The following is a 22,123-nucleotide window of genomic DNA, read 5'->3' as shown; positions in this document are numbered from 1 at the left end:
TTCGTCTTTAGCGTACTCATCCAACCTGGAATAATCCTTGCTATTTATCCCCGCAGTGATCCGAGGAATATTTCAGGGCTTGATTGATGACCAGTCGAAACGAGTTTGAACTGAGTGAATTGAGAAGCGCGGATTGGCGCGCCCAATCCGATGTAGCGACCATTGCAAAACAGGCGTGGACAGATGCCATTCCGGTCGCCACGCCAACGGGGTCTTCGCGCTCGACGCCACCGGCGACCTACTTTATATCGGTGCTCGAATTAGCGACCGGCGAGAAGCTCGGCAATGGTGAACGGCTTCGCGCCATCGCTATTCTTGAAGCGCATTTCGCGGCGGGCCGCCCCCGCACGCTGAAAGAAGCGGTCAGGATCTGCGCAGGCGCGATCGACTCTTCGACGCTGCAGCGGATGGCACGCGGCGCCGCAGACTGACGCACGCCAGCGAAGACGACGGTGGTTTTATCACACGAAAGATTTGCATCGAAGACGCCATGCGTCGCCTGAGCGGGTCAGTGTGATGGCCGAAAGCGGCTCCAGGTCCATGCAATAGACTGCAGTCAGGGGTGCGTCCAGGACTGTGGCCAGCACGGTCTTCACTACGATGGCATGCGTCACGACCAGCGTGACTCCGGCCTCCCGATTGTTCTTCAGTGCGCTGCGAACCCTTGTTTGAAGGGCTTCCAGACTCTCGCCTCCATGCGCCATGCTTCCCGGTTCGGAAAGCCATGCGCCCAAACCCTCCGCATCTTCATCATGGATCTCGCGGATTGAGCGGCCTTGCCATCGACCGTAATCAAGATCGCGCCATGAGGTGTCGACACTCGCTGTAATGTTGAACGTGTGACCCGTTTGCATGGCCGCGTCTGCCGGGCTTGTGACGACACGATCCGGACGAAACGCCGAAGCAAGTTGCGGGAGACGGGGTAACTCCGATTCATCAATAGCGTCGCCTATTTTCGGAAACGAGCCGGTTTTCATCGCGCGCGTAGTTGCGTGACACAGCAAGATAAGTTCAGTTTTCATGGCTCTCGATTAACGGATTGCTTTACATTCCACCAACTCATTTTAGAATGGCAAGCTTGCAGCGCGAGGAAGCCGGTGAAAACCCGGCACGGTCGCGCCACTGTGAGCAGATATTCCTATCTGCAAGTCAGACCCCCGCTGCAGCCTTTCTTTTGTCTTACGGGACGCGTATTCCCTTGGAGTCGTTCATGAACCGCCCTGCCACATCCGCCAGTTTCTCCGGCATCAATCCCGCATTTGATGCACCCGTGCCCATTCCGGTGCGCGAAGTGTTGCCCTGGGCTATCTTTATTGGCTTGCTTGCGCTGCTCGCGATTTATTTTGTCGGCGCCGAACAGGGCGCGACGTCGATCTTCCAGGGCATGTACATCCACGAGTTCGTCCACGACGGTCGCCATCTGCTCGGCTTTCCCTGCCACTGAGAACGACATGATCCGAAACCTTTTGATACGCGGCATGATCGCGGGACTAGTCGCGGGCCTGCTCGGCTTTTGCGTGGCCAAGACCTTTGGTGAACCTGCAGTTGAACGGGCGATTGCTTTTGAGTCGCAGCAGGAAAAGCTGCACGAGCAAGCGGAAGCGGCGGCGGGGCATCAGCACGATCCCGCCGACGACGTCGAACTTGTCAGTCGCGGCACGCAAGCGGGACTAGGTTTGCTGACCGGTGTTTGCGTGTTCGGGACAGCACTGGGCGGCCTGTTCTCGCTCGTGTTCGCCTTCTCGTATGCTCGGATGGGCGTTTTGCGCGCACGCGGCACGTCGGCATTGCTCGGTTTGTTCGGCTTCGTGACGGTTGCGATTGTGCCGTTCCTCAAGTACCCGCCTAATCCGCCATCCGTAGGCAATCCTGACACCATCGGCGCACGGACCGCGTTGTTTTTCGGCATGGTCGCGATCTCGCTGATCGTGGCGGTGTTTGCTGTTCGGCTGCAGCGCCGTTTGCAAACGCGTCATGGCAACTGGAACGCGGTACTGGTTTCGATTGCTGTGTATATCGTGCTGATGGCGCTGGCGTACCTTGCGTTGCCGCCGATTGATGAAGTGCCGAGGCTGTTCTCGGCCACGCTGCTGTGGAAATTCCGCGTGGCCGCGATTGGTATTCAAGCGGTGATCTGGACCACGCTCGGCTTGCTCTTCGGTGCGCTTGCACATCGCGAGTTGGAGAAGGTGCCGGCACGGCGGATTGCTTCGGCTTGAGCTTTTCGCGAGCGGAGACTCAATGAGGGGCGGCTTGCGGGCCGCCCCTTTTTTATCGCGCTGTCTTGCGTGCAAGGAGGGTATCGAACAGCGCGAGCTTGTCGGTATCGGCCATGGTCTTCCATGCCTTGATTTCTTCACGGCTTCTGAAGCAGCCTTCGCAATGACCGGTGGTTTTGTCGAGCCGGCATACGTCCGTGCAGGGTGAGCCCACGGGTTCAAGCCGTCTGGCGCGCTCAATAGTGAACGTGAGTTCAAGCGGTACTTTTATTTCGGTAGGCATTTCCATCGGGGTAATTGTCATAGCATTTCGCCGCGAAAGAGGGCGGCTGCTACCGCCGGATTCGTCGGCCAGTAAGTGTGCATGTAGGTTGCGGTGATCGGGCCGTGACGGTAAATCGCTTCGCCTTCCACGCCCGTGGTGGCATGCGTCGCGGTGAGCGCTGGCAGCATGGAAGTGGTCATCGACGAGTAGTGGAAGGTGTGGCCGGTGTGAGTGCCGTGGCGGCTTTCAACACGTTGCATCGCGAGCCGGGCCAGGCGCTTTTGCATCTTCGCGTGGCCGGGCAGGAGACCGAGCATCGTATGCTGCGAGCCCTCTATGTCCGTCAGCGAATCGAGCAGATACAGCATGCCGCCGCATTCCGCGACCACCGCTTTACCTGCGCCACTATGCGCACGAATTGAGGCGGCGCTGACTGCGTTCGCGGCGAGTTGAACGGCGTGCAATTCCGGATATCCACCCGGCAGATAAAGCGCATCGGCATGCGCGGGAACGGGTTCATCGGCGAGGGGTGAGAAGGGCGCGAGCGTTGCGCCCATCGACGTCAGCAGATCGAGGTTGGCCGGGTAGATGAACGAAAACGCGCCGTCGCGGGCGATGGCGATGTGCATGCCGTCGAGCAACCGCGGAGGCTGCTCAAGGGCTTCGTGGGCAAACATTACGGCGGGCGGCAACTCGCGCAACGTTGTCTCGCCGATGGCATCCGCTGCGCGATCTAGCCGTGCATCGATGTCCGCCACCTCTGCTGCTTGCGTGAGACCGAGGTGCCGACCGGGGAGCGCAATGTCGTCGGTGCTCGACAGATGCCCGCAATATCGAATGCCTTCGGGAATGGATTCGCTCAGCATTTGCGCATGCCGTGCCGACGCCACGCGATTGGCAAGCACGCCGTGAAACGGCAGGTCAGCGCGATAGCGCGCGAGTCCAAACGCCATTGCTCCGAAGGTCTGCGCCATGCCGTGCGCGCCGATCACAGCGAGCACCGGCACGCCGAACGTGGTGGCGAGATCGGCGCTGCTGGGCGTGCCGTCGAAGAGGCCCATCACGCCTTCGATCAGGATCAAATCGGCTTCCTGCGCGGCTTTTGCGAGCAGCGCGCGGCAGCCGCTTTCACCCACCATCCACAAATGCAGCGAATACACCGGCGCGCCGGACGCGCGCTCCAGGATCATCGGATCGAGGAAGTCGGGACCGGTCTTGAAGACCCGCACTCGCAGGCCATGCCGCGCGTAATAGCGAGCGAGTCCCGCGGTGACGGTGGTCTTGCCCTGGTTCGACGCGGGCGCGCTGATGAATAAAGCGGGGCAGGCGCGCACGTCAGAACTCGACGCCGCGTTGTGCCTTGACGCCTTGCTCGCGATACGGATGCTTGATCGCGCGCATCTCCGTCACAAGATCTGCTGCTTCGATCAGCGCATCCGGCGCATGGCGGCCGGTCACGACCACATGCAGCATCTCGGGCCGCGCAGTGAGCACCGCGAGCACTTCGTCAAGGGGCAGGTACTCGTATTTGAGCACCGTGCACAGTTCATCGAGCACGACCATTTGATACTCGCCGCTTTCGATCATCGTGCGCGCAGCGTCCCAGCCTTTGCGAGCCGTAGCAATATCGGCATCGCGATTCTGCGTGTCCCACGTGTAGCCGTCGCCCATGGTGATGAAGTCGCAGTGCGCGATTGCGCCCAGGAAATCGCGCTCGGATGTGTGTAATGCACCTTTGATGAACTGCACCACGCCGAGCCGCATGCCATGCCCGAGCACACGGACGGCCATGCCGAACGCCGCGGTGGTCTTGCCCTTGCCGGTGCCTGTATTGACGATCAGCAGACCCTTTTCTATCGATGCGGCGGCCTGCTTTTTCTCGTGACCTTCCTTGCGCCGCTGGGTCATGCGCAGATGCGATTCTTCGTCCGTTTTCATGATGTTGTCTCGTTGTCAGTCTGTTGATTCAGATTGTCTTCAGCGATAGCGACAGTCACGCCATCGGTCACCGTCTTCGGCGCGACAATGCGGCCATTGCGCGACGCGAGCAACGCGCACGGCTCGCACACACCGTCGATGCCAAGCAGCGCCTGAACGCGTTCCGACGCGCCGGTTTCAACCTGCGCGATGCGTTGCTTCGAGAAAAAATGCAGCGGCAAACCGTGGCGAGCGGCGAATTCGAGCAGCGCGGTTTCGTCTTTCTTGCTATCAATCGATGCCAGCGCGCGAGCGCCCGCCAGTGGCCGCGTTCCCAGCGCCGCGAATACGGCAGCATGAATCTGTTCGACGCTGACACCGCGACGGCAGCCTATGCCGATGACCCATGCGCTCATGATGGCCCGCGTAAAGGTAAAGGTCGGCGCGAGGGCGGTGCCAGACGCGGAAAAATTGGATTCATGTCAGTCGATAAAAGCATTGCGTCCTTCATCCGTCCCTCGCGGATGTGGCGTCCGGCGCGCTTTTAGAGCGCGCCACTTGGCGACTGGCCGGTATCCGGGCTGAGCAACCTCATTCCGCTCGCCTTCCCGCTCCGCGGAGCAGTGGCTATGGAGGAAATGGGCGCGCGGGTCGAACGAGCGTCATTCGATGCGCGCGCGGGTCGCTTACCGTTGCGGGGACAGCACAGGTTTTGTCGACACTGCGCGTGAGGTCTCAAGCGTAAGTCTTAAGCGTTGAACCTTGAAAATACGCGCGTGCAGCATCCTGTTTCCCGTTTAACTACGCGCGCGGGAAAAGCGCGCGTGAGCACCTACGCGCGCGGGAAAAGCGCGCGTGAGCACCAGACGCGGGCCAAAGATAGCACAGCGGGTGTGGGTTGCGCTGGGCTTTCAGGCCTTTAACCGCCACGCGATCCCCGCGCATACCCCACGCGTACCCCGCCTGAACCTTGACGCTAATCAGCCATCAGCCTAGACTTCGCGATAGTTTTCTGGTGCTCGCGCGCGGTCTCTGCTGCGCGCAGTTAAACGGGAAGCAGGGAGCGTTGCCGGAACTCTGGCCATGCCAACCTGCGCTGCCCCCGCAACGGTAAGCGAAAATCGCGCGACGTGGATTCACCCCTGTTTTACGTCATGTAGCGCGATAAAGCCGGCTTCAAGAACCACTGCATGGCCATGCCACGCGGGAAGGTGAAGCGGCACTTTCGCCAGCCCGGATACCGGCCGGAACGAGTCAACACTGAAGCGGACGATGTCGCGGGGATGCGGCATACGCTCGACACTTTTCACCATGCTGTTTCCGGATATCCGTCCCGCATCGCCGTATTCGCACGCGCATTTCAATGCTCGCGTGAGTCGCAAAAGGGCCGCGCATTCCGGCAGCAAGCAGCCAATCGATAAAACGGAGCAACGGATGCAAACGCGCAAAATCCCGGTCACGGTGGTCACGGGTTTCCTCGGCAGCGGCAAGACCACGCTGATGCGGCACATCCTGCAACACGCGAAAGGGCTGCGGATTGCGGTGATCGTGAACGAGTTCGGCGAACTGGGCATCGATGGTGAAATCCTGAAGGGCTGCACCATCGGTTGCGAGGATGAAAGCGTCACGGACCAGCCGAATCTGTACGAGTTATCGAATGGCTGTCTTTGCTGCACGGTGCAGGAAGAGTTTTATCCCGTGATGGAGCTGCTCGTCGAGCGGCGCGATCAGATCGATCACGTGCTGATCGAGACCTCCGGACTTGCGTTGCCCAAGCCGCTCGTGCAGGCGTTCAACTGGCCCTCCATCAAGAATGCGTTCACCGTGGATGCCGTCGTGACGGTGGTCGATGGACCCGCTGCGGCAAGCGGCCAGTTCGCGGCTAACCCCCAGGCAGTGGATGCACAACGCCGCGCCGATCCGAATCTCGATCACGAATCGCCGCTGCATGAGTTGTTCGAAGATCAACTCGCTTCAGCGGATCTGGTGGTCCTCAACAAGACTGATTTGATCGATGAAACGCAGCAGCGCGCGGTGGAAACGCTGATTCGCGGCGAGATTCCGGCCGGCGTCAAGATCGTACCGGCGCAGATGGGGCAGCTTGATCTGCATGCGCTGCTCGGGCTGGAGGCAGCGTCGGAGACGACGATTCATCTGCGTGTCGACCATCATGGTTCTGCCGACGACGAAGGCCACGTCGATCATCACCACGATGACTTCGATTCAGTCGTGGTCGAAGCACGGGTCGAGTCGCGCGAGGCCGTGATTGCGGCATTGCGCTCGCTGGTGGATGCCAACACGATTTATCGCGTGAAGGGTTTCGCGGCTTTGCCGGGCACGCCCATGCGGCTGGTCGTGCAGGGCGTGGGTCAGCGGTTTGACACCTACTTCGATCGCCGTTGGACCGGCAAGGAGGCTCTCGAAGGCATCAGCCGCTTCGTGTTGATTGGCGAGGATCTCGACCAGCCGCGCCTGCAACAAGCGCTGACTGCCGCCCTCGCCAACGCACCCGTGCAGGCCTGATCCATGCATCTGCTACGCACGACGCCCGGTGGTTTTGTCGACGACGCTGCCGGCGTCATGCGTATCGACCAGACGCCGGCACCTGTCGTCATATTGAGTTCCGCCGATACCACGCTCTCGCTTTTAGCCAGTGTCGTGCCGAATCTGGAAGCGGACTTCCCGGCGATCCGGCTGGCGAACCAGGCGTTCTTGCGCCAGCCGGCATCGGTGGATTTTTACGTCGATGACGTGCTCAAACATGCACGCGTGATCGTTATCGATCATCTTGGCGGCGAAGCGTATTGGCCCTACGGGATCGAGAGCATCACCACGCTTGCGCGCCGCAATGGCCAGATGCTCGTGATGTTTTCGGGCGACCTGCAGGAAGATGCGAATCTCGTGGCGAAGAGTACAGCCGAGCCTGCGTTGTGCGATCAGCTTTGGCGTTATCTGCGTGAGGGTGGCGCGAAGAATGCCGAAGCGTTCCTGCGTTGCATCGCGTTCCGGGCGCTGGGATATGGGCGTGAAGCGAACGAACCGACCCCGTTGCCAGCGGTGGCAATCTATCATCCGGCGCGGCAGATCGCGATCGTGGACGACTGGAAGGAGCAGTGGGTTCAAGGCGCGCCCGTTGTTGCGGTGCTGTTCTATCGGGCGCATTTGCAGTCCGGCAATACCGATGTTTTCAATGCGTTGATCGATGCCCTGGAGGCGCAAGGCCTCAACCCGCTGCCGATCGCCATGGCGTCGCTTAAAGACCCGTTGAGTCGCGAGGTCGTGCAACAGCTTTGCGCGGATCACGCTGTGTCACTGGTGCTGAACACAACCTCATTTGCTGCCGGCGTCATAGACGACCCTGTGCCGTTCGAACTCGCGGGCGATGCGCCGGTACTGCAAGTCATTCTTAGCGGGGGAAATCGCGAAGACTGGTTGAAGGACAACCACGGACTGAATTCGCGCGATGTCGCCATGCATGTCGCACTGCCGGAAGTCGATGGCCGCATCATCACGCGCGCGATCAGCTTCAAGGGACTTGCGTATCGATGCAAGATCACTCAAGTCGATGTCGTGCGATATCAGCCCGACCTTGAACGCGTGCGTTTCGTGGCCGAGTTGAGCCAACGCTGGTGTCGCTTGCGGCAGCTCGATAACGCCGACAAACGCATTGCGCTCGTGCTTGCGAACTATCCGCTGAGTGAAGGCCGCATCGGCAATGGCGTGGGTCTCGATACACCGGCGTCCGTCGTCAACATTCTTTCGATGCTTGCGAAAGAAGGGTATCGAGTGGATCAAATTCCCGCCGATGGCGACGCGCTAATGCAGGCGCTCACCTCAGGCGTGACGAATGATCCGGTGGTTCGCGATTTGCGTCCCGCGTTGCAAAGCCTGTCGCTTGATGATTACCTCGATGCTTTCGAGAAGCTGCCGGACAACGTCCAGCAGGAGTTGAATGCGCGCTGGGGGCCGCCCGAAAGTGATCCCACCATCCGTCGCGGCCGCTTCATGATCGCGGGCTGGCGCTGCGGGCATGTGTTCATCGGTATTCAGCCGGCGCGTTCTCGTGAACGTGGCGACTACGCCAGTTATCACGACGCGGAGCTCGTGCCGCCGCATGCTTATCTCGCGTTTTACTTCTGGCTGCGGCTGCGATTCAACGTGGACGCGATCGTTCACGTGGGCAAGCACGGCAACCTTGAATGGCTGCCGGGCAAGAGCGTTGCGTTGAGCGCTTCATGCTGGCCTGATTTGACGCTTGGCGCCATGCCGCACCTGTATCCGTTCATTGTGAATGACCCGGGCGAGGGCAGTCAGGCGAAGCGGCGGGCGCAGGCGGTCATCATCGACCACTTGATGCCGCCGCTCACGCGCGCTGAAAACTATGGCCCGTTGCAGGATCTCGAACGTCAGGTCGACGAGTACTACGAAGCATTGATGGTCGATCCACGCCGCGCAAAACTCCTTCGCAAAACGATTTTGGCAAGCATCGTCGAGCACAGTCTGCATGAAGAACTCGGACTCGATAAACCCCGCGACGCCGATACCGAAGATACGCTACTGACCCGAGCCGACGCGTATTTATGCGAGCTGAAGGAAGCTCAGATTCGCGATGGCCTGCACGTGTTCGGCGCGTCACCGCAAGGCGTGCAACGTCGCGATACCCTGCTTGCTCTCGGCCGTTATCCAACTGGCGATGCACAGGGCGCGAACGCAAGCGTGCTGACCGCGCTGGCGCGAGATTTGAATCTGGGCGAGACATTCGATCCGCTGGATGCCGACTGGAGCGCGCCGTGGACAGGTCCCCGTCCTGCTGAACTTGAAAACGTGATCGACTCGCCGTGGCGTCATCACGGCGACACGCGCGAGCGTCTCGAGTTGCTTGCGACGTCATTGCTTGACCGGCCATCCAATACAGCGGGGCCGTACACATCGCAAGTATTGACGCGGTTGAATGGCGACTTGCTCGCACGGCTCGACGCTTGCGGCCCTCAGGAGCTAAAGCAGCTTCAACGCGGTCTCGATGGACGTTTTGTACCACCGGGCCCAAGCGGATCGCCATCGCGTGGAAGGCCGGACGTCTTGCCTACCGGCCGCAATTTTTATTCGGTCGATACCCGCGCCGTACCAACGCGCGCAGCGTGGACGCTCGGCCTGAAGTCGGCCAACCTGCTGATCGAACGCCACCTTCAGGAGCACGGCGATTATCCGCGCGCGATTGGTTTATCGGTATGGGGCACGGCCACCATGCGCACCGGCGGTGACGATATCGCCCAAGCCATGGCGTTGATCGGCGTTAGGCCCAAGTGGGCGGCAGGCAGCAATCGCGTGACCGATTTCGAAGTCTTGCCCATCACCATTTTCAACCGTCCGCGCATCGACGTGACGCTGCGGGTATCGGGATTCTTCCGCGATGCGTTCGCGAACCTGATGCATCTCTTCGATGCCGCCGTGCAAGCCGTGGCCGAACTCGACGACGAAGCCGAAGACCTCAACCCGATCCGTGCGCGCATCATGCGTGAACGCGACGAACACATGGCGCGCGGACTCGACGAAAAGGAAGCGCGCTTGCGTGCGGGATGGCGCGTGTTCAGCACGAAGCCGGGCGCGTACGGTTCAGGTTTGCAGGAGATGATCGACGCGAAGCAATGGCAAAATGACGCCGATCTCGCACGCGGTTTTCAAAGCTCGGGCGGATATGCGTATTCGCAAAGAGGCGATGGCGTGGAGGCTCGCGACACCTTCGGCGCGCGCTTGTCGACGATTGACGTGGTGGTGCAGAACCAGGACAACCGCGAACACGACTTGCTGGATTCGAACGACTATCACCAGTTTCAGGGCGGCATGGTAGCGGCCGTGCGGCATCTTTCGGGCGCCCAGCCGCAAGCGTATAACCCTGACCACAGCAATCCCGCCGCGCCGCGCATCCGAACCTTGCAGGAAGAAATCTCGCGCGTGATCCGTTCACGCGTGGTCAATCCAAAATGGATCGACGGCGTGAAGCGGCATGGTTACAAGGGCGCATCCGAACTTGCGGCCACGGTAGATTATTTGTTCGGTTACGACGCCACCGCGCGAGCCGTATCGGATCATCAATACGCGCTGGTGGCGGACGCCTACGTCAACGACTCGGACACGCGTGAGTTCATGCAGCAGCACAATCCCCATGCGCTGCATTCGATCTGCGAGCGTTTGACCGAAGCGATGCAGCGTGGCTTGTGGCAAAGTCCAGGCGCATATCAGGAGCAGGTCGAACGTCATCTGCTGGATGCCGAACAGCAACTCGAAGGGCAACGAACGTGAGCGAATCCATCTTTCCGTTTGCCGCACTGGTCGCACAAAAACCCTTGCAGCAAGCACTTTTATTGGCGGCCATCGATCCTGCGCTGGGCGGCGTGTTAGTGAGCGGTCCGCGTGGCACAGCGAAATCGACGACCGCGCGCGCTCTCGCTGAACTGCTGCCCGAGGGCCAGTTCGTGACCCTACCGCTGGGGGCAAGTGAAGAACAGTTGATTGGTTCGCTGGATATCGAAGCTGTGTTGCGCGACGGCGGCGTGCGCTTTTCGCCGGGTTTGCTCGCGAAAGCGCATCAGGGCGTGTTGTACGTCGATGAAGTCAATCTGCTGCCCAACCAACTCGTGGATCAGTTGCTCGATGTCGCGGCCAGTGGCGTCAACGTCATTGAGCGAGACGGCATTTCGCATCGGCATGACGCGCGGTTCGTGCTGATTGGGACGATGAATCCGGAGGAGGGCGAACTCAGGCCGCAACTACTGGATCGGTTCGGTCTGGCGGTCCCCCTGCAAAACTGTTTTGATGCGGGAACACGTCGTGAAATCGTCAAGGCGCGTCTCGCATTCGATACGAATCCTGACGCTTTTCGCTTGCGGTTCACGGGGCAACAAGAAGCCTTGGCGCTAAAGCTTCGCCAAGCCAGAGCAATGCTTTCGACCCTCGAATTCGACGACGCGGTTCACGCGCGCGTCAGCGAGTTATGCATCGATGCGCATGTGGACGGCTTGCGTGCCGATCTCACCATGCTGCGCGCAGCGCGAGCGCTGGCGGCGTTCGAAGAGGCTCCAGCGGTGAACGTTGAGCACGTGGAACGCGTGGCGGAATCGGTGTTGCTGCATCGACGCAAAGAAGGCAGCGCACCCAGCGATCAAGGCAGCAATCAACGCTCTCCTGAAGCCCGTACGCAACAGAAAGACACTGATGAAGCGAACTTTGGCTTCATGCCTCCCGAGCCCGTAGACATCAAGGCAGTCAAGAACGTCAGGCCGCTTGCCGCAAAAAAATCCTGAGCCATCGAAGGCATGATGCAGAGGCCGAACCCGGCCGCCTTCGATGGCTAGAACCTTCAGCGCAAGGTACAACGCGATCACGTGCGGGCGAAGTGAGCACGCGCATCGACTGGTTGCAGACGCTGCTGGCGAAACGCAATCAACCTCTGGACAGAACTCACCTGAGATTTCATCGCGAGCAGGGCGACAGCAGCGCGTTGCATTGCTTCGTGCTCGATTGCTCCGGGTCGATGCTAAGCGGCAAGCGGCTCGCGCTTGCTAAAGGACTGGTCGTGGCGCTATTCGACCGGGCGTACCGCGAGCGCGCAGAGGTGGCGCTGGTCTGCTTCGGCGGTGGGGAGGCGCAAGTGCGTCGTGAACCTGGAGCGGCGCATTGGTGGAATGAACGTTGGCTCGCGCCTATTGGTGGAGGCGGGGGAACGCCGCTTGCGCTGGGCGTACATGCAGGCGCTAATGTGCTGCTTAGGGCAGCACGTCATCGCCCTTCACAGCGGCGTTTCTTGTGGCTGCTGACCGACGGCCGCAGTCCGGAAACACCTTCGCGTCCCGATGCGGCGGATCAGATTGTCATCGTCGATTTTGAAAATCAAGCGGTGCGCTTAGGGCGTTGCGCGACGCTAGCCGAGTCATGGCGCGCGGAGTATCGTACGGCCGCTTCCATGACTTCGTCCTAGTTCATTCGTACCAGCGCGGCGTGTATACCCAGTCGCCATGACCATCGGCTCGCGGAAAACTGCGCGTGGTGGACGAACCGACAATCACCATCGTACGCATATCGACTTGACTGGAATGCAGTTTTTCCAGCGTCGTGGTGGTCAGTGTTTCGCCCGGCCTGCCGATATTTCTACCCAGCACGATCACGGTTGCCCCGCTCCGATGCTCCCGCACGATATCGAGCGCGCGATCGAGTTGCCACGGCCGCGCGCGAGAGACGGGGTTATAAAACGCCATCACGAGATCGGCCTGAGCCGCGTACCGCAAGCGCGTTTCTATCACGGCCCACGGCTTGAGGTTGTCCGATAGCGACAGCATGCAGAAGTCGTGGCCGAGGGGCGCACCGGCCTTGGCAGCCGTCGCAAGGGCTGCTGAAACTCCCGGGACGACCGCCAACTCCACCGCGTTCCACGGCGCGTTGTCGCGGGCCTGATCGAGCGCTTCGAGCACGGCCGCGGCCATTGCAAAGACCCCGGGATCTCCCGACGAGACCACCACCACGTTACGTCCTGCACTCGCCAGTTCGAACGCATGACGCGCGCGCTGCATCTCTTCGCGGTTGTCGGTGCAATGCAGGACCTGATGCGACGCGAACGGACCGGCCATGCGCACATAGGTCTCGTAACCGAGGACATCGTCTGCTCGAATTAACGCATGTCTTGCAGCGGGCACCATTAGATCTGCGCTGCCGGGGCCGAGACCAATCACGGTCAGCGTGCCGCGTGCTTGTCCGAGTGTCGAGGGATCGAGCGGCTGTGGCGCGAGAGCAATTGTGATGCCGGCATCAAGAGACTCAAGCACGACAAAACCTGCTGGAAGCGTTCCGAAGCGCAGCGGCATATCTAATGTATGTGCGGCTTCGACAAGCGATACCGACGTCATCATGTTCAAGGGCGCGAGGACCGCCGCCAGCGCTATCGGTGCAATGCGTTGTTCACGCAAGATCCCGCGCACGCGTTCGACGATGGAGCCCTCTGACGACAACGCCGTCACGCACACCACCGCGCAACGCGGATGAATTATCAGCTCGCCCGCAACTTCGCTCGTATGCGGCGTGATGCGGATCGCGAGGCCCGCGTCGGCAGCGCGTGGCAAGTCTGCTGCGTCGAGCCACGGCGCGTGACCTTCAATACGCGTCGTGGCGCCTGCCAGAAGATCGGACACAAAACGTTTCCCGTGTTCGATATCGGCTAACACGTATCCCGCCGGCGGGTTCAGCAAGCAAGTGCCGAAACGTAGTTCACCGCTCGTTGTGATTGCCGGCGCGACGTCCAGCGCCGCCGCTATTTCCCGCGCCATCACGTTCACTCCACCCAACCCACCAAGCAAGGGCACGACCGCGCTGCCGTCTTCGGCCACGGCCAGCACGGGCGGTTCATGAGTCTTGTCGGCGAGCGCAGATGCCAGGCATCGGATCACGATGCCCGCCGCGCACAAGGCGACAATCGGCGTGTTGCGCGCATAGAGTTCGCGCAGGTGCAAGCCCAGTTCGGTAAACGTAACATCGCCCTGCACGCGGCTTGCGAGTCCATGAATGAGCGAACCCGGATACCGCGCCTGGATGCTGCGAGCGGTATCAACCGCGCCCGTGCCCAGCACCACGATTGCTACGGGAACCTGATCGCTCAACTCGCTCACGCCTGCCATTTTTCCCCCGGCACGACGAGCAGCGAGAAGTAGGGCGACGCCATGGGATCGACTTCTTCCAGCGGCACGATGCGCTGGTTCGCCATGGTCGCGCGTTCGACGTAAAGCGCGCGTTTATCGAGTCCGAGTTCGGTCAGCACGCGTCGTACCTTATCGAAGTTGCGGCCCAGTTTCATGATCACGGCGGCATCGGCGGTGGCGAGACGTTGCCTGAGATCGGCTTCCGGCAGCACGCCCGATAACACCGACAAGCTTTGGTTCCGATACACAAGCGGCACGCCAAGCACGGCAACCCCGCCGAGCATGGAACACACGCCGGGCACGACATGCGCTTCGAATCGTTCGGACAGCCGGTCATGCAGATACATGTACGAGCCGTAGAAGAACGGATCGCCTTCGCAGATCACGGCTACATCGCGGCCGGCTTCTAGATGATCCGCGATGCGCAGGGCGGATTCATCGTAGAAGTCGCCGATGATCGTTTCATAGCAGAGCGGCGGTTCAAGCGCTTCTGTTGTGACGGGATAAACCAGCGGCATGCGGGTTTGCGTCTCTTTCAAATGCACTTCGATAATGCCGAACGCGTTGCCTCTCTTGCCCTTTGCCACGAAGTAAGCGACCACCGCAGCCGAGGTCAGCAAGCGCAGTGCCTTTACTGTGATCAGCTCGGGGTCACCGGGGCCGACACCGAGTCCATAGAGGCGTCCGCTCATCTATTCGGTCTCCGTTGCCAGCGCGTTCACGGCAGCGGCCGCCATCGCGCTGCCGCCACGCCGGCCGCGCAATGCGACGAATGGCACGCCGCGGCTATCGGCGGCAAGCAGCGCTTTCGATTCTGCCGCGCCGATAAACCCCACGGGGAAGCCCAGGATCAGCGCGGGTCTGGGCGCGCCTGCGTCGAGCATGTCGAGCAGATGAAAGAGTGCAGTGGGCGCATTACCGATCACGACCACACTGCCTTCAAGATCTGGTTGCCACAGCTCGAGCGCGGCAGCGGAGCGCGTGTTGCCGAGTGCGCGAGCGCGTTCAGGCACGGAAGGATCGTTGAGCGTGCAGATCACGCGGTTATCCGCCGGCAGTCTCGCGCGCGTGATGCCTTCGGCGACCATGCGGGCATCGCAGAGAATAGAAGAGCCTTTGCTGAGCGCCAGGCGGCCTGCCGTGCCCGCGCCGTGAGAGAACACGAGGTCGTCGATGACGTCTGTCATGCCGCATGCGTGGATCACGCGCACGGCAAGTTTCTCGAGATCGGTGGGAATGGCCGAGAGGTTGGCCTCGGCGCGAATGGTCGCAAACGACGCGCGATAAATCGCCTGGCCGTCGCGAATGTAGTCAAGCATCAAGGTGACTCCGGGCTAGCCAGCGGGCTGCCTGTTCAATGGTGAGATGGCGCGCGAGGGGCTCAGGTGCGTTGCCGTAGAGATCGTAGCGGCCGGGTGCAACAGCCAGCAAGGTGGTATCGACGCGATGTGCCGCCGCGCATGAGCGCGCGCAACCGCTTAGGTGTACGTCGCCCGTGGGCGGCATTGACCGAGCGAGAAGTCGCGCGTCAGTTTTAGTATCGGTAAAACTTTTTGCGCAGCCTGGCGAACCCGCACACGCAATCAGGCGCGCGAAGGGTTCGTCGGGGTTCGTCGCGAGACCGAGTGCGGCGAGTTGTGCAACGACCGTTTGGGCATTAGCAGAAGGCACGTCGAGCAGCATGACGCTTTGCCAGGGCGTCATGCGTAATCGTGGCGCAAGATCGGCGAGCGCAAGCAGTGTTGCGGCATCCAGGCGCCCAAGCGGCACTTGCGCACCGACACACACGCTGTCGCCCATCTCTTGACGATGCACGCCGAAACGCAGCTTTGCATCGGAGGCGGGACGTCGCCAATGCTCAACGTCATGATCCAAAGCAAAGCCAAGCTTCTCCTGCGCGCGGCCAAGAATGTCTTCGATGGAATATGTCGTCAGCAGATCACGCATCCTGGTCTGCCAGGGCTGAGCAAGATCGAGGAAGGTATGCAGCAGCGCAATAACGAGTTCAGGGACGTGCCCGGTTTTCACCGCAGCCAACGCAGGCGCATCGTTTTCAAATTGGGGTGGACACCCCGCGAGCCCAAATACAAACCGTTCCGCCGATACCACTGAAAGCCATACATCGTGAGGATGGTCGAGCATGGCAAGGCGCTCGCCCCCGTCGACCATCAACGCAAATTTTGGCGATAGCTGATGCAAACGCACGTCACGCTGCATCTGCCCGATCAATGTGGAAACGAGTGGGACGACATCGAGCAAGGCGTGCGAATCGAGGCCCGCCAGCGGACTGGACATGACGTTACGCTGGTCGTCGGAATCGGGGGTGTCGGGACCGAGCCCTGCATTGACGAGCCGCGAGACGAGCGCTTCCTGCGCGTCTGTCTCTTCAGTGACGCCGCGAATCTGGAGATTCGCGCGATTGGTTGCATCGATGAAACCGGAACCGAATTCGAGCGACACTTGCGTCACGACACGCGCCTGCGCTGCGCTCAGCTCGCCCCTTACGAGACGAATGCGGCACAGGCCGCCGTCGCGTGCAGGCACGATCCGCATCAGACCGGGACACGCCGATGGCCGTGATGCTTGGGATGATGCGTGCGCTAATCCGCGTACAGTAGTGAGTGGTTCGTTCAAAGCGTGACCCGTCCGGTCTCGCGCGGCGCCCGAGCATGCCGGACCCTTTCACGGGATGGCACGTTCGCGGCATCGGTACACCCCGCCCGATGTTGGCTTGCACGAAGAATTGCGGTCGGCAGGTCTCTTGGCTTGCAGGTCGTCATCCGTACCGGCCTTCCCAGTCGAAACCAGTGGCAGTGGAGCGCGGACTCGCTGCGTACAATTGCGGGGGCAGCCACAGTTCTGCTGTGTTCCCTGTTAGGCCCGTAAGGGCACCGACTAACCGCGCTATTATGCCCGTTTTTGCAGCGGCTAAAGCGCGCAGGCGTCAGGCCGTACGTGCTTTAGCCGCATAGTGCCGGCCGCGTTGCAGACGAGGCGCGAGCAGTGAATGAGTGAGTGAACGAGTTGGAAAATAGATCAGAGGACCGGCAGATGTCACCGTGGTTGACCGTGTTGGGGATCGGGGAGGATGGCTGGCGCGGACTGAGCCGGCAAGCGCGCCAGGCGCTGCTGGCAGCCGATACTATTTTCGGCGGCGCGCGTCATCTCGCGTTGTTACCCGCGCGGATAGGCGGCGAACGTCGCGCATGGCCTGCGCCGTTTACGATCGCGCCCGTGCTCGAATATCGTCACGGACGCAAACAGGTGTGCGTTCTCGCAAGCGGCGACCCGATGATGTACGGCGTTGGCTCGACTTTCGCCCGCGAACTGACTGCCGATGAATTCTGCGTGGTGCCCGCGCCGTCTTCGTTATCGCTTGCCGCCGCGCGTTTGCACTGGGGGCTGCAGGACGTCGCGGTAGTCTCGCTGGTCGGGCGCCCGGTCGCGGCCCTCGAAACGCAGCTCCATCACGGCGCGCGCCTTTTCGTTCTGAGCAGCAACGCCGCGAGTCCCGGCGTGGTCGCGCAATTGCTGACCACGCGCGGTTTCGGCGCGAGCCGGCTGAGCGTATTCGAGCACCTGGGTGGCGAGCGCGAGCGTCGTATCGACAGCGTGGCCAGTGCGTGGACGGCAAGCGAAGTGGCCGCGCTGAATCTGGTGGCGATCGAATGCATCGCGGAAAACCACGCGCGGCGCTTGCCCCTGACGCCCGGTCTTCCCGACGACGCTTACCAGCACGACGGGCAGCTCACGAAGCGCGATGTCCGCGCGATCACGCTGGCACGGCTTGCTCCCGAGCCCGGCGAACTGCTGTGGGACGTGGGTGCGGGATGCGGGTCGATTGGTATCGAATGGATGCGCGCGCATCCGGGTTGCCGTGCCATCGCGATCGAAGCGAACGGCCAGCGTCAACGCCTGATCGAACATAATCGCGACGCGCTCGGCGTACCCGGACTGCAACTGGTCGAGGGCGAAGCGCCTGACGCGTTGGCCGGACTTCCTGAGCCCGACGCGATTTTTATCGGCGGAGGCGTGACCGTGCCGGAGATGCTTGATACGTGCTGGTCTCATCTGAAGAAAGGCGGCCGGATGATAGTCAATGCAGTCACGATCCAGAGCGAGATGACGCTGGTCGCATGGCGCGCGCTTCACGGCGGCGAGATGACGCGTATCAGCGTTGCGCATGCCCAGCCGCTAGGCGCCTTCGATACCTGGCGCCAGGCGCTTCCGATCACGCTGCTGCACGCGGTCAAACCGTGATGCGGATCGATCGGCCGGCAGGGGCGGCGCAATGATGCGGACCCTGCTATTGGGAGGGACCGGCGACGCGTTGAAAATCGCGCGACGTCTCGGCCCTGCGCATATTTATAGCCTCGCCGGACTGGGCCGTGTACCGGACGATCTGATCTGTCGCGTCCGCGTAGGCGGGTTTGGCGGGATAGAAGGGTTAGCGGCGTTCATCGAAACCGAATCCATCGGCTTGATCGTCAATGCGACGCATCCCTACGCCGCACAAATGAGCCATCACGCGAGCACGGCGAGTGCGCTTAAAAACATTGAATGCTGGGCGCTTCGCCGCGCACCGTGGCAGCCGCAATCCGAAGACGATTGGCGCGAGGCAATCGATTTTCCGGACATCATCCGCGCGCTCGCGCCTTACAAATTTCCGCTCTGGACGCTGGGCCGCGAACCGCTTGCGCATCTTGATGAGATTCCTCCCGGGCAACACTGGACCATTCGCTGTCTCGACTCGCACCCGGGCAACGCACGCGCGACAATCATCGGTGCGCGTGGCCCGTTCTCGCTGGAAAGTGAACGCATGCTCTTCGACACGCAGCAAACCGATGTCCTCGTCAGCAAGAATAGCGGCGGCGCGGCAACGGAGGCGAAACTTGCCGTAGCGCGGGAACGCGGTTTGCCCGTAGTCATGCTGAAAAGGCCAAACTTGCCACCGGTCCAGCGCGAATTCTCCGATACAAACTCGCTTCAAGACGCACTCGAAGCAGGGTCCCATTCGCAATCACTTTCGATAAAACCCCTTAAATGACGGTCTATTTCATTGGCGCCGGACCCGGAGATCCCGAACTCATCACGGTGAAAGGCCAGCGCCTCATTCGGACCTGTCCGGTCATCCTGTACGCTGGATCGCTTGTGCCCGAAGCGGTATTGAGCGGACATGGCGCGGAAAGCGTCGTGAATACGGCCGATCTTCATCTCGACGAAATCGTGGCGTTGCTCGAAGCGGCTCACCTCAAAGGGCAAGACGTTGCCCGCGTGCATTCCGGTGATCCATCGCTATACGGCGCAATAGGTGAGCAGATACGGCGCTTGAATATGCTTTTGATTCCTTATGAAATCGTTCCCGGCGTCACGGCGGCAGCGGCATCGGCGGCGTCCCTTGGTTGCGAATTCACGTTGCCCGGGATCTCGCAAACGGTGATCCTGACGCGCTTCGCCACGAAGACATCGATGCCCGAAGGCGAGCAGCTCGCCGATCTCGCACGCCATCGCGCGACCATGGCAGTTCACCTTGGCGTGCGTCATATCGAACGAATCGTCGCTGATCTGATTCCGCATTACGGCGCGGAGTGTCCTGTAGCCGTGATCTTCCGCGCAAGCTGGCCGGACGAAGAGAAAGTGCTCGGTACGCTTGCGGATATCGCAGGGAAAGTGCTTGAAAAAGGCATCGAAAAGACTGCGTTGATCGTGGTGGGATACGTGCTGAACGCGGAAGGTTTTACGGATTCATCGCTGTATCGCAAGCCGTTCTGAGCGAGTGCCATGCGCGATATCGATACCGTTTTCGATGCCCTGTCGCATTCGAAATTTCGCATGCGTTTCCGTTTGGGCGCGCGTGAGGAGGCTTATTTGCGTGAACACGGCATGACGGACGTGATCAGCCATGCGCGTGAACTGATTGCGCGGCGGCTTGCGCCTGAGCATCCGCCGAACGACGGCAAGCAGACGCCGTTTCGCGGCCATCCGGTATTTATCGCGCAGCACGCCACGGCAACGTGCTGTCGGGGTTGCCTCGCGAAATGGCATGGCATCGCGGCGGGAAAACTGCTGGATGATGACGAGCGGGACCATGTCGTGCAGGTTATCGAACGCTGGTTGAAGGCGCAAAAAGTGGCCGGTGCGGATAAACCGCCACGTCAGCCCGACTTGCCGTTCTGATCGGCATAGGGGACGGCCAAGAGGCCGTACCCCTGCCACACCACCCGGCATGCGGGTCCGCACCGGGCGGTTCGAGAAGTTGAGGTTAGGAGAGTCGAGGTACCCCCAGTCGATCGAAGTAGGCGATAGTGAGCACGCGTTTGAGAGCACGGTCGCTGTTGCGCCACCAGCAACGGTTATTCGCCGCCACCTGGCGCGCTGTTTCAGCGGATGCACCCAACGCACGGAGTTCCCGGTAGATGGTAAGGCCATGGCGCCAGTGTTTAAGCTGGATAGCGCGCAGCCGGTGACGCATCCACTCCTCCAGTGCCGACCACACACTGGGCGTTTGCGCCATCCTGAAGTATGCCTTCCACCCCAACACGTAAGGCCGTAACCGTTCCACCACCTCCTTCATGCTGCGCCCGCCAGAACGGCGGGTCAGTTCACGAATGCGACGCTTAAACGCCAGGAGCGGTTTGGCCGCTACCTTGCGCTTCACTACACCGCCCGGAGCTACCCACAAGCCGTAGCCCAGAAACTTGCGGCCGAACACGCTCGCCACCGCGCTCTTGGTCTCGTTGACCTTCAAGCGCAGCCGACCATACAAGCGTCGCAACAGTGCCATCACTCGTTCACCTGCACGGCGGCTACGAACATACACGTTCGAATCGTCGGCGTAGCGCACGAAGCAATGACCCCGCCTTTCCAATTCCCGATCCACCTCATCGAGCAGCACGTTGGCCAGCAATGGTGATAGCGGCCCGCCTTGCGGCGTGCCCTGATGTCTTTGCTGCACCACCCCGTCATCCATGATGCCGCTGTTCAAATACGCCCGGATCAACTGGATGACTCCGGCGTCGCCAAGGCGTTTCTGTAAGCGGTCGATCAGAATGTCGTGATTGACCCGGTCGAAGAACTTCTCCAGATCCACGTCCACCACAACCCGCCGCCCAGACTGCACGTACGACTGCGCGGTTAACACCGCGTCGTGCGCACTGCGCCCGGGCCGAAAGCCGTAGCTATGCTCGCTGAAGGTAGGGTCCAGAATCGGCTGCAACACCTGCAGCAGTGCTTGCTGGATCAGCCGATCCGTCACCGTCGGGATGCCCAGCTCGCGCTCGCCTCCGTCCGCTTTCGGAATCGTCACTCGCCGTACCGGACTCGGCCGGTACGTCCCCTTTAGCAATTGCTCGCGGATCACAGGCCACACCGTCACCAGGTGTCGGGAGGTCTGATCGATATCCAGACCGTCTACACCCGCAGCGCCTTTGTTTGCCCGTACCCGCTTAAACGCCTGCTTCAGGTTCTCTCTCGTCAACGCCGCTTCCAGCAGCGCCGACCCTGTGTTCCCGGATTCATGCCGCGGGCGGCAAGCTTCGTCACTCACGGGTACACGCGCAGCTTCACCGCGCGCTACTCCCGCTCGCCCCGTTTGCCCGGGCATCTGACGCAATGCCTGCCACATCGACATGACGCTGAACACTCCTTCTCGTTCGGCCCTTCATCACTAGCTTCAGCCTCACCGGCCTATCCTGTGACTAGTACGGCCTCTGCTGACTTCTCGCTCCGACTCGACGCCGTCGCCCTTTCAGGCACGAGGCGAGATCTCCCCAGGTAAGAACGCAATCCTTCACCGCACAACCGCCGGATCTACAGCACCTGATCCTTGACCACGAGAGCTTCGCAGTTTCGTGCCTGCTCGCCCTGATCGGCACCGCCTTCTATCCGGTTCTTGTCCATCGGCTCGCGGCTTCGCTCCACGCTTCCTCCCCACGCTCGGTCACCCTCACGCAGTTGCGCTTCGCTTCGTTCGCTGTGGTCAACTCACGGGAGGACTCGCACCTCCAAGATTGCGCCCATGCTGGGCGCACACGAAAAAA

Annotated in this window: 21 protein-coding genes and 4 riboswitches; of the genes, 11 read left to right on the top strand and 10 right to left on the bottom strand. The window is 61.1% G+C overall.

Features of this window, described 5'->3' with window-relative positions; translation table 11 throughout:
• Positions 1–86 precede the first annotated feature (86 nt).
• A complete protein-coding gene (locus ACMX25_RS24765) occupies positions 87–431 on the top strand; it encodes a hypothetical protein (RefSeq protein ID WP_414952692.1) in 345 nt (114 codons plus the stop codon).
• Positions 432–461: 30 nt separating this feature from the next.
• On the opposite strand, the gene ACMX25_RS24760 is transcribed toward ACMX25_RS24765, so the two are convergent.
• Positions 462–1,022 (bottom strand): histidine phosphatase family protein, encoded by a 561-nt coding sequence (locus tag ACMX25_RS24760; RefSeq protein WP_414952691.1) that lies wholly within the window; start codon positions 1,020–1,022, stop codon positions 462–464.
• Between the two features lie 39 nt (positions 1,023–1,061).
• Positions 1,062–1,210: riboswitch (adenosylcobalamin (AdoCbl) riboswitch) on the top strand.
• On the opposite strand from ACMX25_RS24760, the gene ACMX25_RS24755 reads away from it, so the two are divergent.
• The gene (locus ACMX25_RS24755; RefSeq protein WP_414952690.1) at positions 1,211–1,444 is read left to right on the top strand and encodes a CbtB domain-containing protein; all 234 of its coding nucleotides are present in this window, start codon (positions 1,211–1,213) and stop codon (positions 1,442–1,444) included. It begins immediately after the preceding riboswitch.
• 7 nt (positions 1,445–1,451) lie between these two features.
• Entirely contained in the window at positions 1,452–2,219 is a 768-nt protein-coding gene (locus ACMX25_RS24750; RefSeq protein ID WP_414952689.1) for a CbtA family protein, read from the top strand.
• 52 nt (positions 2,220–2,271) lie between these two features.
• On the opposite strand, the gene ACMX25_RS24745 is transcribed toward ACMX25_RS24750, so the two are convergent.
• Genes ACMX25_RS24745 through ACMX25_RS24730 form a run of 4 tightly spaced genes read right to left on the bottom strand, consistent with a single transcriptional unit; the run spans position 2,272 to position 4,817 of the window.
• Positions 2,272–2,523 carry a DUF1289 domain-containing protein gene (locus ACMX25_RS24745; protein ID WP_414952688.1) on the bottom strand — a complete coding sequence of 84 codons (252 nt, stop codon included), beginning with the start codon at positions 2,521–2,523 and terminating at the stop codon, positions 2,272–2,274.
• The gene (locus tag ACMX25_RS24740; RefSeq protein WP_414952687.1) at positions 2,520–3,818 is read right to left on the bottom strand and encodes a cobyrinate a,c-diamide synthase; all 1,299 of its coding nucleotides are present in this window, start codon (positions 3,816–3,818) and stop codon (positions 2,520–2,522) included. Before ACMX25_RS24740 ends, ACMX25_RS24745 begins: the two co-directional genes overlap by 4 nt.
• A 1-nt stretch (position 3,819) precedes the next feature.
• Positions 3,820–4,422, bottom strand: coding sequence for a cob(I)yrinic acid a,c-diamide adenosyltransferase (gene cobO, locus ACMX25_RS24735; protein ID WP_414952686.1), 603 nt, complete (start codon positions 4,420–4,422; stop codon positions 3,820–3,822).
• The gene (locus ACMX25_RS24730; protein WP_414952685.1) at positions 4,419–4,817 is read right to left on the bottom strand and encodes a cobalamin biosynthesis protein; all 399 of its coding nucleotides are present in this window, start codon (positions 4,815–4,817) and stop codon (positions 4,419–4,421) included. The genes cobO and ACMX25_RS24730 overlap by 4 nt, the downstream gene beginning before the upstream one ends.
• 134 nt (positions 4,818–4,951) lie before the next feature.
• A riboswitch (cobalamin riboswitch) is annotated at positions 4,952–5,252 on the bottom strand.
• Positions 5,253–5,397: 145 nt separating this feature from the next.
• Positions 5,398–5,664: riboswitch (cobalamin riboswitch) on the top strand.
• Positions 5,665–5,835: 171 nt separating this feature from the next.
• Between ACMX25_RS24730 and cobW the strand changes: the two genes are divergently transcribed.
• The 4 genes from cobW to ACMX25_RS24710 all read left to right on the top strand — a co-directional run bounded on the left by cobW (position 5,836) and on the right by ACMX25_RS24710 (position 12,376).
• Complete coding sequence (gene cobW / locus ACMX25_RS24725) at positions 5,836–6,924, top strand: cobalamin biosynthesis protein CobW (RefSeq protein ID WP_414952684.1); 1,089 nt, start codon at positions 5,836–5,838, stop codon at positions 6,922–6,924.
• 3 nt (positions 6,925–6,927) lie between these two features.
• Positions 6,928–10,701 carry a cobaltochelatase subunit CobN gene (cobN, locus tag ACMX25_RS24720; protein WP_414952683.1) on the top strand — a complete coding sequence of 1,258 codons (3,774 nt, stop codon included), beginning with the start codon at positions 6,928–6,930 and terminating at the stop codon, positions 10,699–10,701.
• The gene (locus ACMX25_RS24715) at positions 10,698–11,702 is read left to right on the top strand and encodes an ATP-binding protein (RefSeq protein WP_414952682.1); all 1,005 of its coding nucleotides are present in this window, start codon (positions 10,698–10,700) and stop codon (positions 11,700–11,702) included. The genes cobN and ACMX25_RS24715 overlap by 4 nt, the downstream gene beginning before the upstream one ends.
• A 92-nt stretch (positions 11,703–11,794) precedes the next feature.
• A complete protein-coding gene (locus tag ACMX25_RS24710) occupies positions 11,795–12,376 on the top strand; it encodes a vWA domain-containing protein (RefSeq protein ID WP_414952681.1) in 582 nt (193 codons plus the stop codon).
• A gap of 1 nt (position 12,377) precedes the next feature.
• On the opposite strand, the gene cobJ is transcribed toward ACMX25_RS24710, so the two are convergent.
• From cobJ to cobG, 4 genes are read right to left on the bottom strand one after another with little or no spacing between them, the layout of a single operon-like run.
• Positions 12,378–14,063, bottom strand: a complete 1,686-nt coding sequence (gene cobJ, locus ACMX25_RS24705) for a precorrin-3B C(17)-methyltransferase (protein WP_414952680.1) — start codon at positions 14,061–14,063, stop codon at positions 12,378–12,380.
• Complete coding sequence (locus ACMX25_RS24700) at positions 14,051–14,776, bottom strand: precorrin-2 C(20)-methyltransferase (protein WP_414952679.1); 726 nt, start codon at positions 14,774–14,776, stop codon at positions 14,051–14,053. The genes cobJ and ACMX25_RS24700 overlap by 13 nt, the downstream gene beginning before the upstream one ends.
• Positions 14,777–15,403 (bottom strand): precorrin-8X methylmutase, encoded by a 627-nt coding sequence (locus ACMX25_RS24695; RefSeq protein ID WP_414952678.1) that lies wholly within the window; start codon positions 15,401–15,403, stop codon positions 14,777–14,779. It abuts the gene before it with no gap.
• The gene (cobG, locus tag ACMX25_RS24690) at positions 15,396–16,637 is read right to left on the bottom strand and encodes a precorrin-3B synthase (protein ID WP_414952677.1); all 1,242 of its coding nucleotides are present in this window, start codon (positions 16,635–16,637) and stop codon (positions 15,396–15,398) included. The genes ACMX25_RS24695 and cobG overlap by 8 nt, the downstream gene beginning before the upstream one ends.
• A gap of 181 nt (positions 16,638–16,818) precedes the next feature.
• A riboswitch (cobalamin riboswitch) is annotated at positions 16,819–16,995 on the bottom strand.
• 140 nt (positions 16,996–17,135) lie between these two features.
• Between cobG and cbiE the strand changes: the two genes are divergently transcribed.
• From cbiE to ACMX25_RS24670, 4 genes are read left to right on the top strand one after another with little or no spacing between them, the layout of a single operon-like run.
• Positions 17,136–18,344, top strand: coding sequence for a precorrin-6y C5,15-methyltransferase (decarboxylating) subunit CbiE (cbiE, locus tag ACMX25_RS24685; protein WP_414952676.1), 1,209 nt, complete (start codon positions 17,136–17,138; stop codon positions 18,342–18,344).
• A 31-nt stretch (positions 18,345–18,375) separates the two neighbouring features.
• Positions 18,376–19,131 (top strand): cobalt-precorrin-6A reductase, encoded by a 756-nt coding sequence (locus ACMX25_RS24680; protein WP_414952675.1) that lies wholly within the window; start codon positions 18,376–18,378, stop codon positions 19,129–19,131.
• Positions 19,128–19,856, top strand: coding sequence for a precorrin-4 C(11)-methyltransferase (gene cobM, locus ACMX25_RS24675; protein ID WP_414952674.1), 729 nt, complete (start codon positions 19,128–19,130; stop codon positions 19,854–19,856). Before ACMX25_RS24680 ends, cobM begins: the two co-directional genes overlap by 4 nt.
• A gap of 9 nt (positions 19,857–19,865) precedes the next feature.
• A complete protein-coding gene (locus ACMX25_RS24670; protein WP_414952673.1) occupies positions 19,866–20,261 on the top strand; it encodes a DUF4186 domain-containing protein in 396 nt (131 codons plus the stop codon).
• Positions 20,262–20,346: 85 nt separating this feature from the next.
• On the opposite strand, the gene ltrA is transcribed toward ACMX25_RS24670, so the two are convergent.
• Entirely contained in the window at positions 20,347–21,714 is a 1,368-nt protein-coding gene (gene ltrA, locus ACMX25_RS24665) for a group II intron reverse transcriptase/maturase (protein ID WP_414952672.1), read from the bottom strand.
• Between the last annotated feature and the right edge of the window lie 409 nt (positions 21,715–22,123).

The organism is Caballeronia eucalypticola, from assembly GCF_047608185.1.
In the GTDB taxonomy this organism is placed as follows: domain Bacteria; phylum Pseudomonadota; class Gammaproteobacteria; order Burkholderiales; family Burkholderiaceae; genus Caballeronia.
This window is presented reverse-complemented; position numbering and strand designations above follow the sequence as displayed.